A 13,878-nucleotide genomic window follows, 5' to 3' on the forward strand; every position below is an offset into this window, starting at 1 on the left:
AGCAGTCCCTGCGGTAGCGTCCCCGCGCGAGCAGTCCCTGCGGTAGCGTCCCCGCGCGAGCAGTCGCAAAATCGCCCTAATCGCGCCCGATTTGGGCGATTTTGCGACTGCTCGCTGGCTGACCCGGCCCCGCGGGAACGATGACGGTCAGCTCGTTCCCGCTGCGCTCCACCCGCAGGCCGGCTCTGCGGGCGACGGCCGCGACGGCCGCCGCGTCGTCGGGCTCGGCCCTGGTCGCGGCCAGAACACGGGCCAGCCGTCCTTTGTGCGCCTTGTTGAAATGGGTCACCACCGCCCGCCGCCCATCGGGATACTCGGCCAGCACGTTCACCCCGACGGCCTCAGGCGCCCTGCCCAGCGCAACGTAGGACCCCGAACGGAGATCGACGATCAGGTGCTCGGCGGCCAACTCGCGAAGCAGCGGCTCCAGCACCGGGCGCCACCGGGTGGCCAAAGTGGGCTTGCCCGGCAGTTTCGACGTCGCCGAGAGCCGATAGGCGGGCACCTGATCGTCGGCGGCAAGCAGCCCGAACAATGCCGACACGATGAACAAGCGGGCACCCGCGCGCTTCGCCTGGGCGCCGCGCAGCGAATCGATGTCCAGCGCGTCGTAGAGGACCCCGGTGTAGCGGCGGATGGCCGGCAGCGTCGGCGCCACGCGCAGGGCTGCGTTGCGCTCGATCTCGGCGAGCTGCGACGGCGAGACGCCCAGCGCCGCCCTACTCGCCGCCGGGTCCGCCGCCAGCTCGACGAGCTCCGCCACCAGCGCCGACCGTAATGGATTCAGCGCCGGGTGACCCAGGCTGTCGATGTGCAGGGGTGGGCCGTCGCCCCCCGCTCGCTTGGTCTCCGACGGGGGCAGCAGCACGATCACGGGTGCAGACGATAGTCGGCGCCCGCCACGCCCTCCCCGCGAGCAGACGCGAAATCGCGGTGGAGCGTCAGCTCCACCGCGATTTCGCGTCTGCTCGGCCTCAGCCGGCATCAGCAGGCTCCAAGAATCCTTCAAGCGCCGTGGGCGACGCTATCTCCCATGACGACGATCGCCCCCCAGTTGGTAGCCCCCGCCCCCGCCGTCAAGGTCCCCACCGTCAAGCGCGCTGCCGTCACCCGGATCAGCGGCCTCGCCGTGATGAGCCTCGTCCTGGGCGTCCTGCAGTACGTGTTTCTCTTCATCCCCTGCTGGCTGGTCACGATCCCGTTCGGAGTACACGCGCTGCACCAGGCCGACAAGGCCAACGCCCCCAGTCGCGCGGTGGCGATCGCCGGCCTGGCGCTGTCAGTCATCCACTTCGCCGTCTACACCTTCGTCTTCATCTGGCTGCTCACCACCAGCTAACTCACACGCTCGCCGGTCCGGTGCCGTGAACGGCTTCCGCGATGGCATCCGCCAGCGGTTCGATCTCCTCGTCCGTCAAGTCGGCGATCGTGATGCGCATGCCCGGCGGCGTGTCCATCCGGAACCGTGTCCCCGGCGCCGCCGCCCAGCCCGCGTTGAGCAGCCTGGTGATGGCGACCGTCTCGTCGGGCACCGGAATCCACACGTTGAGGCCGGATCGGCCGTGAGCGGCAACGTCCCGCTCCGCCAGTGCTTCACACAGCGCGGTGCGGTTGCCGGCGTATTGTTTCCGCGCAGCGTGCACCAGCGTCGTCGCCTCGTCGTCCGACCACATGCGAACGGCGAGATCCTGCAGCAGCCGACTCACCCATCCCGGGCCCAGCCGCAGACGTCCGTGCACTCGCTCGATGGTGCGCCGGTCGCCGGCCAGCACGGCCAGGCGCAGGTCGGGACCGTATGCCTTGGACACCGAGCGGACAAATGCCCAGCGGCGCGTACATCCGGCCAGGGCGTGCAGCGGCACGCCGGAGATCTTGGCGCAGTGGTCGTCTTCGATGACCAGCACGTCGCTGGTCTTCGCGGCCAGCAGACTGCGCAGCGCCTTGGCACGCTCCTTCGACAAGGCCGCGCCGGTCGGGTTCTGCGCACGGGTGGTGACGATGACGGCCTTCACGCCGCGGCGCAGCGCCCGCGCCATGCTGAGCACCACCGGCCCGTCGTCGTCGACTCGGACGGGTTCTGGCGAAAGTCCAAGTGCTGCAACGAGATCAAGCATATTCGCCCAACCCGGATCCTCCACCGCCACCCGGTCACCGGGTCGCAGATGAGCACTGAGCACCCGCTCGATGCCGTCGAGTGCTCCACTGGTCACCGCGAGATGCTCGGCCGGCACCCCGTCGCCGCCCAGATCCGCACGGGCGCGATCGACCAGTTCGGCCGACATCGCGGACTGCCCGTACAACAACGGCCGCTCCTGCTTCGCCGGATCCAGCCTGGCGGTGGCGATGGGCAGCAGCGCCGGGTCCGGATTGCCGGTCGACAGGTCGCGTGCGCCGTCGGGAACCGCGAGCCCCAGCAGCGACCGCGGCGTGGTCGCCGGCCGGTTGCGTACCCGGGTTCCACGGCGGCCCGCGGTCTCGACGGCCCCGCGGTCACGCAGCAGCCGGTATGCGGCGGCAACGGTGTTGGCGTTCACCCCGAGTTCGGCGGCCACTTCCCGGATCGACGGCAGCGCATCACCGGGCGCGAGGGCGCCCTCTGAGATGCCCTCTTCGATGCTGGCGGCGATCGACTCGGCACCCGTCCCGGAAATGGTGTATCGTACTGGCACAGTGTTAATTATGTACTAGAACAATAGCGAAGGCAAGCGGATGGACACGGCTTTTCACCCGACCCCACGCACCACCCCGACCCGCTACCGGGAGCGGGCCCGTTATGACCGCGAGACGGTGCACCGCATCCTCGATGAGTCGCTGATCTGCCACCTCGCATACATCAGGGACGGACAGCCGGTGGTCCTGCCGACCATCCACACCCGCATCGACGAGACCCTCTACATTCACGGCTCGTCGGGCAGCGGACCGATGCTGGCGACTCGGTTGTCCGGCATGCCGGTGTGCGTCACCGTCACGCTGGTGGACGGACTCGTGCTGGCCCGTGCAGCGATGCACCACTCGATGAACTACCGCTCGGTGGTCGCGGTCGGGACCGCGCGCCTCGTCGACGACCCGGACGAGAAGGGGCGTGCGCTGCACGCCGTCCTCGACCACATCCAGGCGGGCCGTGCCGACGATTGCCGACCGCCGAACGCCCGCGAACTCGCGGCGACCGCGGTGCTCGCACTGGATCTGGTGGAAGTCTCGGCCAAAATCCGCGAAGGCGGGGTGTCCGACGACGAGGAAGATCTGACGCTGCCGTACTGGGCCGGCGTGGTGCCGTTGCGGGTGACGGCCGAATCGCCCATTGCCGACGGCGATCTGGACCCCGCTACCCCGCTACCTGCGTATCTGCGCTAAACCGCCGCGCGTCAGAGCAGCAGGTAGCGGTACGCCGGCGACCCGGGAAGCAGCGTTTCGACGTGAATCTCGGTCGCCCTCATCCGGGCGAGCAGACCATCGAGGTCCGCGGCCGAACCCAACTGGACCCCGACCAGCGCCTCGCCGGTCTCCCGGTTGTTGCGCTTGACGTACTCGAACAGCGTGATGTCGTCATTGGGACCCAGCACCTCGTCCAGGAACCGCCGCAGCGCGCCCGGCTCCTGCGGGAAGTCGACCAGGAAGTAGTGCTTGAGACCCAGGTGAACCAGGGATCGCTCGAGCACCTCGCCGTAGCGGGACACGTCGTTGTTGCCGCCCGAGATCAGACACACCACGGTGGAACCGGGCGCGACGTCGGCCTCCAGCAGACCGGCCACCGACAGCGCCCCGGCGGGCTCGGCGATGATGCCTTCGTTCTGATACAGGTCCAGCATCGCGGTGCACACCGCGCCCTCGTCGACCGTGGTGATCGAAACCATGTCTCCGGCGGCGGCCAGCGCGGCGTAGGTCAGCGTTCCCGCGCGCGCCACGGCGGCACCGTCGACGAACTGGTCGACGTGCTCCAGGGTCACCGGCTCGCCGGCGGCCAGTGCCGCCATCATCGCCGCGGCGCCGGCCGGCTCGATGCCCAGGACCGCGGTCTTCGACGTCCGTTCGGCCAGGTAGCTGGTGATACCGGCGATGCACCCGCCGCCACCGACGGGCACCACGACCAGGTCCGGCTCGTCGCCCAGGGCGTCCAGGATCTCGACGGCGATGGTGCCCTGACCGGCCATGGTGCGCAGGTCGTCATACGGCGGGACCAGCGTGGCGCCCGTACGTGCGACGTCTTCGCGGGCGGCCGCGGCGGCCATGTCGTACGTTGAGCCGCCGACGATCAGTTCGATGAACTCGCGCCCGTGATACCGGATCCGGTCCCGTTTCTGCTTGGGCGTCTTGGCCGGCACGTAGATGCGGCCGTGCACACCCAGTGAGCGGCAGGCGTATGCGAACCCCTGCGCGTGGTTGCCGGCCGAGGAGCATACGACTCCGGCGGACAGCTCCTCTTCGGAGAGCTGAACCAGCAGGTTGTAGGCGCCACGCAGCTTGTACGAGCGCACTACCTGCAGGTCTTCGCGCTTGAGGTAGACGGTGGCGCCGGTGATCTCGGACAACCGGTCGCTGTACTGCAGGGGCGTCGGCGTGACCACCGGAGCAATTCGCTTGGCCGCGCCGTCGATGTCAGCCGCGCACAGCGGCAGCTCGCGAGGGTTCTGGCTCAGTTCGGCGGACACCGGTCAATGGTGCCATGTCCCCAGGAGCCGCGTGCCGCCCCTATTCCTGACGACGGGCCAGTTCCGCGATCACGTTGACCCGGCGACACGCCGTCGCGATCTCGTCGGCGAACTCCCGCCGCCGCTTGGCGATGTCGGCCTGATCGGCACCGTCGACCAGCTCGCGATGGTGCGCCAGCCGCAGCGCGGTCTTGAACAGTTCCATCGAACGCGACTCGGCGTTGGCGATCCGGCGCTGCAACTCCCACTGCTTGCCCACTTCCAGGCACTCGGTGAGGAACGCGTCTTCGTCCAGCGCCTCGTCCTCGAGCGCGGCCAACCGGTCGGCGACGATGTGATACGCGTCCAGGAAGGGGCGCAGCACCAGGTGCGCCAGCAGCAGATCGGCGTCTTCCAGCAGGCGCCGCACATCGGCCGCGATGACTTCCTTGGACGTGTCCTCCACCGGCCCGATCAGCTTGACTTCGTCGGCGAGTTCGACCTCGAACTGCGCGCGCGCCGAGAACAGGAACTCGAACTTCAGCAACTCGCGCAGACTCAGCGCTTCGTCACGCACCGCCGCAGGAGAGACGAAACCGTCCCCGGAGCTCTCCGCGGTTTCCGACGCCGCCAGCAGAGCCAGCTCGGCGATCGCGCGGTCGACCAGGATGTGGATGGCGGTGTTGCGGTAGAACGCTGCGACCAGATGCTGGTCGGCGCCAACTCCCCACACCGCCTCGGTGCCGGCGTCATAGACACTCACCACCCCTGAATTGACCATCTGGTGCAGGGTCCAGCGGATCGTCGAGCGGTTCGTCAGGTCGGCGGCCCCGGCGACCGCCCAATTGCGGGCGGTGATGTAGCTGGCCAGCGGGCTCACCGTGGCCAAGACCTCGCTGATGGACAAGGACCGGTCAGCACCCAGCAACGCCAGACTCACCACCGCGGTGGGCGTCACCGGGGTGGCGCGGTTGATGCGGTGCTCGACGTCCAGCGCGATGCGTTCGACCACCGTGCCGGTTCCCGACGGGTCGGCCCTTAATTCCTCCAGGCGTTTGCGCAGCGGAAGTGGCTCACCGAAATCGAGATAGGCGCGGCCCAGTCGCTCCCCTTGCTGACGGGACAGCCGCACCAGGAAGCGCAGGTCCTCCGGGCGCTTGGTCGCCCCGTAGGCCTCGGTGGTCATCGCCTCCACTTCGTGCAGCTGGTCGTAGACGATTGATGTCGGCACCAAATACACTTCGGGACCGTCGATTTCGTCGACGGCGTCGGTGAGATAGCGCAGGATGCCGAACACCGGCGGCCGCAGTTTGCCGGTGCGGGTGCGGCCGCCTTCGATCGACCAGGTCAGGTTGGTGTGGTTCTGCACCAGCTGGGCGGTGTAGGCGCGCAGCACGAACCGGTAGACCGGAATGTCCTTGGTCTGACGGCGAATGAAGATGGTGCCGGTGCGCTTGGCGAAGCCGCCCATCGGGAAGAAGTTCAAGTTGGCGCCGCCGAAGGTGAACGCCGACGAGAGCCGGTTGGCGGCGATCTCCTCGGGCAGCAGCATGCCGTCCAGGTAGGACCGATGAGAGAAGGCGAACGCCAGTGTCGCTTTGCGGTCCAGCGAACGCAACTGCGCGATCTGGTCCTCGTCGACGAGCACGTCGTAGGCCCGCATCAGCCATCGGCTGAAACCCCGCCACGCCTGCACCGCGCGCTCGTCGAGCGACGCAGCCACCTCACGCAGATATCCCGCGGCCTCCACCCGCACGCTGGCGGGATCGCGCCCGAGTTCGGCGGCCAGCGCTTCCAGCCGCTCACCGAACCAGTCGGCGTCCAGCAGCTGGGTCACCGCTTCGGGATCGGTGCCCAAGGCCGTCGTCGATTCGTCGACCAATCCGGTGCGCTGCAGCAGCTTTCGCACTCCGCTGCGACCGACCTCCCGTGCCGTCATCGCCCCTCCCTATGCCGGCTGCGGCGCCGGTGTGGCGCTGGGCTCGTGGATGTGCGGTCCGGGTTCACTCACGTACAGCTCCTCAATCTCGGCGGAGTACTTGGCGTGGATCGGTTTGCGTTTGAGCTTCATGGTCAGCGTGATCTCGTCACCGCCGGGCTCCCACACGGTCGGCAGGATGCGGAACCGTTTGATCTGCTCCACCCGCGACAACTTGCCGTTCCCCTCGGCAACGCCCGCCGCGATCTCCGCGATCACATCGGGATGCGACGCCAGTGCCTCCGGGGAGGGATCGAGCCCCCGCTGCGCGGCGTAGGGGGCGACCGAGTCGGCATCGAAAACCATCAGCGCGGTGTTGTACGGCCGCCCGTCCCCGATCACGATCATCACACCGATCATGCCGCAGGCGGCGACGATGGTGTTCTCAATGTTGGCCGGGGACATGTTCTTTCCGGCCGCATTGATGATCAGTTCCTTCTTGCGGTCCACCACCCGGAGATAACCGTCGTCGTCGACCTCGAAGATGTCGCCGGTGTGTAACCAGCCCTCTCCGTCGATCGCTTCCGCGGTCTTCTCCGGTTCCTTGCGGTAACCCTTCATCACCAGCGGCCCCCGGACCAGATACTCGCCGTCCTCGGCGACCCTGCCTTCCAGCGAGGGCAGCAACTTGCCGACGGTGCCCAGCTTCGCGTCACGCGGGTGAGATGCGGTGGCCACACAGCTGAGCTCGGACATACCCCACACCTCAGACAGCGGGATGCCGATACCCATGAAAAAGGCGAGTGTTTCGCGGGGAATCGGGGCTGCGCCCGACACCGCCCAGCGCAGCTCGCCGAAACCGATTCGCTCGCGCAGCTTGGACAACACCAGTTCATCGGCCGTGGCCCATTCGGCTGCCAGGTCCGCGGGCATGGTGTCGCCGGCCAGCTCGACCGCCGCGCGTTTGGCGGCGACCGACATCGCCCACTGCAGGGCCTGCCGCCTGGTGTCGTCGGTTTCCTGACTCACCGCGAATTCGATTCCGGCCCTGAGCTTTTCCCATACCCGGGGCACCGCACCCCAGACGTTGGGCTGCACGTCGGGCAGCACCGCGGCGATGGTGCGCACGTCCGCAACCGCCGTCACCTGGGTACCGAACATCTCTTGCGAGTACACGCCGGTCATCCGGTCGGCGATGTGGGCCGATGGCAGAAACGAGGTGATGCGGTCGCCGCGTTGCACTCCCAGCACCTCGTCCAGCGCGTATCCCTCGAAAAGCAAGTTGGCGTGCGTCATTTCGACGCCCTTCGGATTCCCGGTGGTGCCGGAGGTGTAGATGAGGGTGACGACGTCGTCGGGTTGCACGGCCTGCCAGGTTGCTTCGAAGTCGAAGTCCGCGGGTGCGGCCGCATAAAGGTCGGCTATGGACAGTGCACCTTCGGGTGTGCCGTCGATACAGATGAGGTGCTCGATCGGTGCGCCGCTGGCCCGGATCCGCTCGACATATTGTTCTTCGCACATCACCACCCGGGTACCGGCGTTGCCGAACACATAGGTCAGCTGCTCGGCGGGCAAGGTGTTGTAGACCGAAAACGATGTCGCCCCAACGTGTTGGGCGCCGACCTCGAGTGGGTAAAACTCGACGCGGTTGGCCATCATCAGGGACACGGTGTCGCCACGGCGAACGCCCAGACCGGTCAGCCCGGCGGCGACCTTGCGAACCTGTTCGGCGTAGTCGCGCCACGTCAGTTCTTGTGTGCCGCCTGGAGTGCGCAGGGCGACGGCGTCCGGGTCGACCAACGCGGCACGCTGGAAGGCCTCACACATGGTGCGCGGACGCTGGGTCGGGCTCATCTTCCGCACTCCTCGGCAGCAGATCGCTTCTCACCGCTGAGCCTACGTCCGCACTCGTGGCCCACGGAACACGGGACCGGGCGGACGTCGGTGCGCATTTGGATCGGGGATCGCTCAATGCCGAGCTGACGCTGCTGTGCCGCTCGGCCGGGCGTCGCCCTCACGCCGGCAGCGCGTGGTGGATTCCGCAGCTGCAGTCGTCGATGGACGGACAGGTGCAGCGCATTCCCCACTCGATGACCTCCCGCGCGCGCGCCAATGACGCCATCTGCGCGTCGATCTGCGCGAGTTTGGCCTCGGCGAGCGCACGGCTGGCGGGGCGCCCGGGTGCGTCGTCGGCGAACAACAGCTGGATCTCCTCCAGCGCGAATCCCGCGGACTTGCAGAGCCGGATCACCTCCAGCCGAGCCAGCACCGAGCCGTCGTAACGACGCTGGCCGCCCTGGCGGGCCGGTGGCGGTACCAAACCGATCTGTTCGTAGTAGCGCAACGTGGTCGCCGCGATACCGGCTTGGCGGGCCACTTCTCCGATGGTCAGGCGCATCGAGACCTCCAGGGCTTGACTTCGAGTTAACTCTAAGTCGTTGACTGTCGGTTATGCACTCACTTCTGAACACCTCGCGGTACGCCATGCTGCGGTCGTTCCGTCGCGACGGCACGGCTGCCGACACCCCGATCTGGTTCGCATTCGACGGTGACGCGGTGGTCTTCCGCACCAAAATCGGGCCGAAAACCACGCGACTGGCACGACGCCCCGACGTTGCACTCGCCGCCTGCGACTACCGCGGCCGCGGCGCCACGGACTGGGCGCCCGGCCGCGCCACAGTGCTGTCCGGGGCCGACGCGCAGCGGGCCAATCGGCTGCTACACCAGCGCTATGGCTGGCAGTGGAATATCGTGCCGCTACTGAAGATTCCGGGCGTCACGAATGTGCACCGCGACCTCGGGCTGCGTGAGAAGCTGCGTCGGGCGCGGCACCGCGAGGTGTGGCCTGACAGCGCCATCGTCCGGGTTGAGCTGTAGCCCGACGAGAGCCCCGGACCGAGCGTGAAGCTAGCCGCACACTCGACGCCGAACGTGAAGCTGGCCGCACACTCGCGGCGGCCGCGAGCCGACTCAGCTACCCAGGCACCCCGGGCCGAGCAACTCCTTGAGGTCACCCATCAGCGCCGGCGACGGCGTCACACGCAGCGATTGATCCAGCTCCAGCGTGGTGATCCGGTCGCCGCTGATCAACCGCAGATGCACCTGCGATGTGCCCGGGTGCCGGGCCAGCACTTGCTTGAGCGCCGTCACCTTGTCGATGGTGCACTGCCGGGTGGGCAGACTCACGGCCAGCGGACGGTTCGGCTGAGCGTTGGAAAAGTCAGGGACCACAAGCTCATTGGCGATCAGGCTGATGCGGTCGTCGCGGATCGCGACCTTGGCGTTGACCAGTACCACCACGTCGTCGGCGATCTCGGCACCGTAGTTGGAATAAGTGTGCGGGAAGAACATCACCTCGATACCACCGGTGAGGTCTTCCAATTGCGCTGAGGCCCAGGGCATTCCGTTCTTATTGACGCGCCGGTTCACAGAGGCCAGAATGCCGCCGACCCGCACCTGGGTCTCGTTGGCGACGTCGCCGTCCAGGATCGCCGGGATGGCGGTGTCGACCTGCGTCGCCAGCAGATGCGCTACGCCGTTGAGCGGATGCCCGGAAACGTAAAGACCCAGCATCTCCCGCTCCAGGGCGAGTTTGTGTTTGTCTTCCCACTCGTCGTCGGGCACCTTGATGGTGAACACCGACTCGGTGCACCCGTCATCCCCTCCGAACAGGTCAAACTGGCCCATCGCCTCGGCTTTTTTGGTCCCGAGCACCGAGTCGACGGCGTCGGTGTGCACCAGGAACAGACCCTTGCGGGCATGCTTCAACGAATCGAAGGCACCGGCCTTGATCAACGACTCGGTGACCTTCTTGTTGCATGCCGAAATATCGATCTTGTTGAGGTAGTCCGAGAAGTCGGTGAATTTGCCTTTCTCGTTGCGGGTCCTGATCAGCGAACCGACCACGTTGGCGCCGACGTTGCGCACCGCACCCAGACCGAAGCGGATGTCCTCACCCACCGACGCGAAGTTCACCAAGGACTCGTTCACGTCCGGCGGAAGCACGGTGATACCCAGCTTGCGGCAGTCGGCCAGGTACACCGCGGCCTTGTCCTTGTCGTCGCCGACGGAGGTGAGCAGGCCGGCCATGTACTCGGCGGGATAGTTGGCTTTCAGATACGCCGTCCAGTAGGACACCAACCCGTACCCGGCGGCATGCGACTTGTTGAATGCGTAACCGGCGAACGGAAGAATGGTGTCCCACAACGCTTTCACGGCCTTTTCAGAGAAGCCGTTGGCGGTCATGCCCTCGTAGAAGCCCTTGTACTCGGCTTCGAGCACCTCGAGCTTCTTCTTACCCATGGCCTTACGCAGCGCATCGGCCTTGCCCATCGTGTACGAGGCGACCTTCTGGGCGATGAACATGATCTGCTCTTGGTAGACGATCAGACCGTAAGTCTCCGAGAGGATTTCGCGCAGTGGCTCCTCGAGCTCGGGATGGATCGGCTTGATCGCCTGACGGCCGTTCTTGCGGTCGGCGTAGTCGTTGTGGGCGTTCATACCCATCGGCCCCGGCCGGTACAGCGCCAGCACGGCGACGATGTCGTTGAACTCGGTAGGTTGCATGCGGCGCAGCAGATCGCGCATCGGGCCACCGTCGAGCTGGAACACGCCCAGGGTGTCGCCGCGGCCCAGCAGCTCATAAGTGGCCTTGTCGTCCAGCGGCAACGACTCCAGATCGAGGTCGATCCCTCTGTTGGCCTTGATGTTTTCCAGCGCGTCGCCGATGATCGTCAGGTTCCGCAGGCCCAGGAAGTCCATCTTCAGCAGGCCGATGGCCTCACAGGACGGGTAGTCCCAGCCGGTGATGATGGCGCCGTCCTGCGGCCGCTTCCACAGCGGAATGGCCTCCGTCAGCGGCTCACTGCTCATGATCACCGCACACGCGTGTACGCCGGCGTTGCGGATCAAGCCTTCCAACCCCCGCGCCGTCTGATAGATCGTGCGCACGTCGGGGTCGGTCTCGATCAGGCCGCGCACCTCGGCGGCCTCTTTGTAGCGTTCGTGGGCCGGGTCGGTGATGCCGGACAGCGGAATGTCCTTGGCCATGATCGGCGGCGGCAGGGCCTTGGTGATCCGGTCGGCGATCGCGAAGCCGGGCTGGCCGTAGTGAATCCGCGCCGAGTCCTTCAGCGCAGCTTTGGTTTTGATGGTGCCGAAGGTGATGACCTGGGCGACGCGGTCCTGCCCCCACTTGTCGGCGGCGTAGCGCACCATCTCACCGCGACGGCGGTCGTCGAAGTCGATGTCGATATCGGGAGCCGACGGACGCTCCGGGTTGAGGAAGCGCTCGAACAGCAGGCCGTGCGGGATGGGGTCGATATTGGTGATACCCATCGCGTAGGCCACCAGCGACCCCGCGGCCGAACCACGGCCCGGTCCCACCCGGATGTCGACCGAGCGTGCGTAGTTGATCAGGTCGGCCACGATCAGGAAGTACGCCGGGAAACCCTTGTCGCAGATGACCTTGATCTCGTACTCGGCGCGGTCAATGTAGTCCTGGCCGACACCATCGGGAAAGCGCCGCTGCAAACCTGCCATCACCTCGTGGTGCAGCCATGAACCCTGGTCGTGGCCATCGGGCACCGGGAAGATCGGCATCCGGTCGCGCGGCGTCCATACGTCGGCGTAGGACTGCACCCGCTCGGCGATCAGCAACGTGGAATCGCAGGCACCAGGGACCTGGCTGTCCCACAGCCGGCGCATCTCGTCAGCCGACTTGATGTAGTAGCCGTCGCCGTCGAACTTGAACCGGTTCGGGTCCGAGAGCGTCTTGCCGGTCTGCACACAGAGCAGGGCTTCGTGGTTGTGCGAGGCATCGCGGGTGACGTAGTGACAGTCGTTGGTGGCCAGCGGCGGAATGCCCAACTTGCGCCCGATTTCCAGCAGGCCTTCGCGGACCCGGTGCTCGATCGAGATACCGTGGTCCATCAGCTCGAGGAAGAAGTTCTCGGCGCCAAAGATCTCCCGCCACTTGGCGGCCGCCTCCAGCGCTTCGCGGTCATGCCCCAGGCGCAGCCGCGTCTGCACCTCCCCCGAGGGGCAGCCGGTGGTGGCGATGATGCCTTCGGCGTGTTCGGCAATCAGTTCGGCATCCATCCGCGACCACTTGCCGAGTTGACCTTCGAAGGACGCCAGTGACGACAGCCTGAACAGGTTGCGCAGGCCGGTCGCGTTCTCGGCCATCATCGTCATGTGCGTGTAGGAGCCGCTGCCCGAGACGTCGTCGGACTTCTGGCTGGGGTCACCCCAGGTGATGCGCCGGGTATCGAACCGGGAACCGGGAGCGATGTAGGCCTCGACGCCGATGATCGGCTTGATCCCGGCCTTGGTGGCCGAGTTGTAGAACTCGCTGGCGCCGAACATGTTTCCGTGGTCGGTCATGCCGATCGCGGGCATCTCCAACCGTTGCGCCTCGGCCAGCATCGGCGAGATCTTCGCGGCACCGTCGAGCATCGAATACTCGGTGTGGTTGTGCAGGTGCACGAACGACGATTGGTTCATAGGGGAGCCAGTCTATGACCGGGCACCGACGCCTTTCGGGCGTGTCGCGCAAGTGTGTCTTGGCGGATTTACGCGTACCGCTCGACGAACAATTGCAGCGACTTTTCTACGTCCCCTTTGACCGCCCGCGCCGCGGCCGAGCCGACCGGGCCGAACAAGGCACGCCCGCCCAGCTCAAGGCGCAGACCCATGGTCGAACCGTCTTCGTGGGGCGCGACCGTGACGGTCACACCGTACTTTGCTCCGCCTTTGCCCGACCCTGACATGGCGACCTCGTGGGGCGGGTCCCACTTGGTCACGGTCCACGTCACCCGGTTGCGCAACCCCTTCGATCGCGCCACGCCGATGATCTCGGTTCCCACGGTGATCTCGTCGGGGATGTCGCTGCGCCATCCCTCGTGCATGACGAGCCATTCACCCAACTCGGAAAGGTCCGACACGCGCTCCCACATGTCCTGCGGGGCCATCGGAACGTTTGAGGTCAACTCAACGGAAGCCATCGGTTGAGACTAGCGAGGGTCGCAAGCCCGGCGAAGCCGGGCGCTGCGGGCCCGAGCCAACAACCCAGCGAGGGTCGCAAGCCCGGCGAAGCCGGGCGCTGCGGGCCCGAGCCAACAACCCAGCGAGGGTCGCAAGCCCGGCGAAGCCGGGCGCTGCGGGCCCGAGCCAACAACCTAGCGAGGGTCGCAAGCCCGGCGAAGCCGGGCGCTGCGGGCCCGAGCCAACAACCCAGCGAGGGTCGCAAGCCCGGCGAAGCCGGGCGCTGCGGGCCCGAGCCAACAACCCAGCGAGGGTCGCAAGGCCGGCACAGCCGGCCGCCGCGGGCCC

The 13,878-nt window shown here is 66.9% G+C and carries 11 protein-coding genes; 3 read left to right on the forward strand and 8 right to left on the reverse strand.

Annotated elements, in window-relative coordinates:
• Window positions 1-76: 76 nt before the first annotated feature.
• Window positions 77-874 (reverse strand): peroxide stress protein YaaA, encoded by a 798-nt coding sequence (yaaA, locus tag QXK92_RS06505; RefSeq protein WP_306240844.1) that lies wholly within the window; start codon window positions 872-874, stop codon window positions 77-79.
• Between the two features lie 159 nt (window positions 875-1,033).
• Here yaaA and QXK92_RS06510 point away from each other — a divergent pair, with 159 nt between their 5' ends.
• Window positions 1,034-1,339 (forward strand): DUF4190 domain-containing protein, encoded by a 306-nt coding sequence (locus QXK92_RS06510; protein ID WP_306240846.1) that lies wholly within the window; start codon window positions 1,034-1,036, stop codon window positions 1,337-1,339.
• Between the two features lies 1 nt (window position 1,340).
• Here QXK92_RS06510 and QXK92_RS06515 read toward each other — a convergent pair whose 3' ends face one another.
• Window positions 1,341-2,669: an aminotransferase class I/II-fold pyridoxal phosphate-dependent enzyme gene (locus tag QXK92_RS06515; protein WP_306240848.1), complete on the reverse strand. Its 1,329-nt coding sequence runs from the start codon at window positions 2,667-2,669 to the stop codon at window positions 1,341-1,343.
• 40 nt (window positions 2,670-2,709) lie between these two features.
• On the opposite strand from QXK92_RS06515, the gene QXK92_RS06520 reads away from it, so the two are divergent.
• A complete protein-coding gene (locus tag QXK92_RS06520) occupies window positions 2,710-3,354 on the forward strand; it encodes a pyridoxamine 5'-phosphate oxidase family protein (RefSeq protein ID WP_306240849.1) in 645 nt (214 codons plus the stop codon).
• 11 nt (window positions 3,355-3,365) lie between these two features.
• Here QXK92_RS06520 and ilvA read toward each other — a convergent pair whose 3' ends face one another.
• From ilvA to QXK92_RS06540, 4 genes are all read right to left on the reverse strand, one after another.
• Window positions 3,366-4,649: a threonine ammonia-lyase gene (ilvA, locus tag QXK92_RS06525; protein ID WP_306240850.1), complete on the reverse strand. Its 1,284-nt coding sequence runs from the start codon at window positions 4,647-4,649 to the stop codon at window positions 3,366-3,368.
• Window positions 4,650-4,689: 40 nt separating this feature from the next.
• On the reverse strand, window positions 4,690-6,567 hold the full coding sequence (locus QXK92_RS06530; protein WP_306240852.1) for a lysophospholipid acyltransferase: 1,878 nt from the start codon (window positions 6,565-6,567) through the stop codon (window positions 4,690-4,692).
• Between the two features lie 9 nt (window positions 6,568-6,576).
• A complete protein-coding gene (fadD11, locus tag QXK92_RS06535; RefSeq protein ID WP_306240853.1) occupies window positions 6,577-8,400 on the reverse strand; it encodes a fatty acid--CoA ligase FadD11 in 1,824 nt (607 codons plus the stop codon).
• 160 nt (window positions 8,401-8,560) lie between these two features.
• The gene (locus QXK92_RS06540) at window positions 8,561-8,944 is read right to left on the reverse strand and encodes a MerR family transcriptional regulator (protein ID WP_306240854.1); all 384 of its coding nucleotides are present in this window, start codon (window positions 8,942-8,944) and stop codon (window positions 8,561-8,563) included.
• Between the two features lie 53 nt (window positions 8,945-8,997).
• Here QXK92_RS06540 and QXK92_RS06545 point away from each other — a divergent pair, with 53 nt between their 5' ends.
• Window positions 8,998-9,423 carry a PPOX class F420-dependent oxidoreductase gene (locus QXK92_RS06545; RefSeq protein WP_306240856.1) on the forward strand — a complete coding sequence of 142 codons (426 nt, stop codon included), beginning with the start codon at window positions 8,998-9,000 and terminating at the stop codon, window positions 9,421-9,423.
• Window positions 9,424-9,516: 93 nt separating this feature from the next.
• On the opposite strand, the gene dnaE is transcribed toward QXK92_RS06545, so the two are convergent.
• Together dnaE and QXK92_RS06555 are read right to left on the reverse strand one after the other, a co-directional pair.
• Entirely contained in the window at window positions 9,517-13,050 is a 3,534-nt protein-coding gene (gene dnaE / locus QXK92_RS06550; RefSeq protein ID WP_306240857.1) for a DNA polymerase III subunit alpha, read from the reverse strand.
• Between the two features lie 68 nt (window positions 13,051-13,118).
• On the reverse strand, window positions 13,119-13,550 hold the full coding sequence (locus QXK92_RS06555) for an SRPBCC family protein (protein ID WP_055576211.1): 432 nt from the start codon (window positions 13,548-13,550) through the stop codon (window positions 13,119-13,121).
• Window positions 13,551-13,878: the final 328 nt, after the last annotated feature.

The organism is Mycobacterium sp. TY815, from assembly GCF_030755135.1.
Taxonomy (GTDB): Bacteria; Actinomycetota; Actinomycetes; order Mycobacteriales; family Mycobacteriaceae; genus Mycobacterium.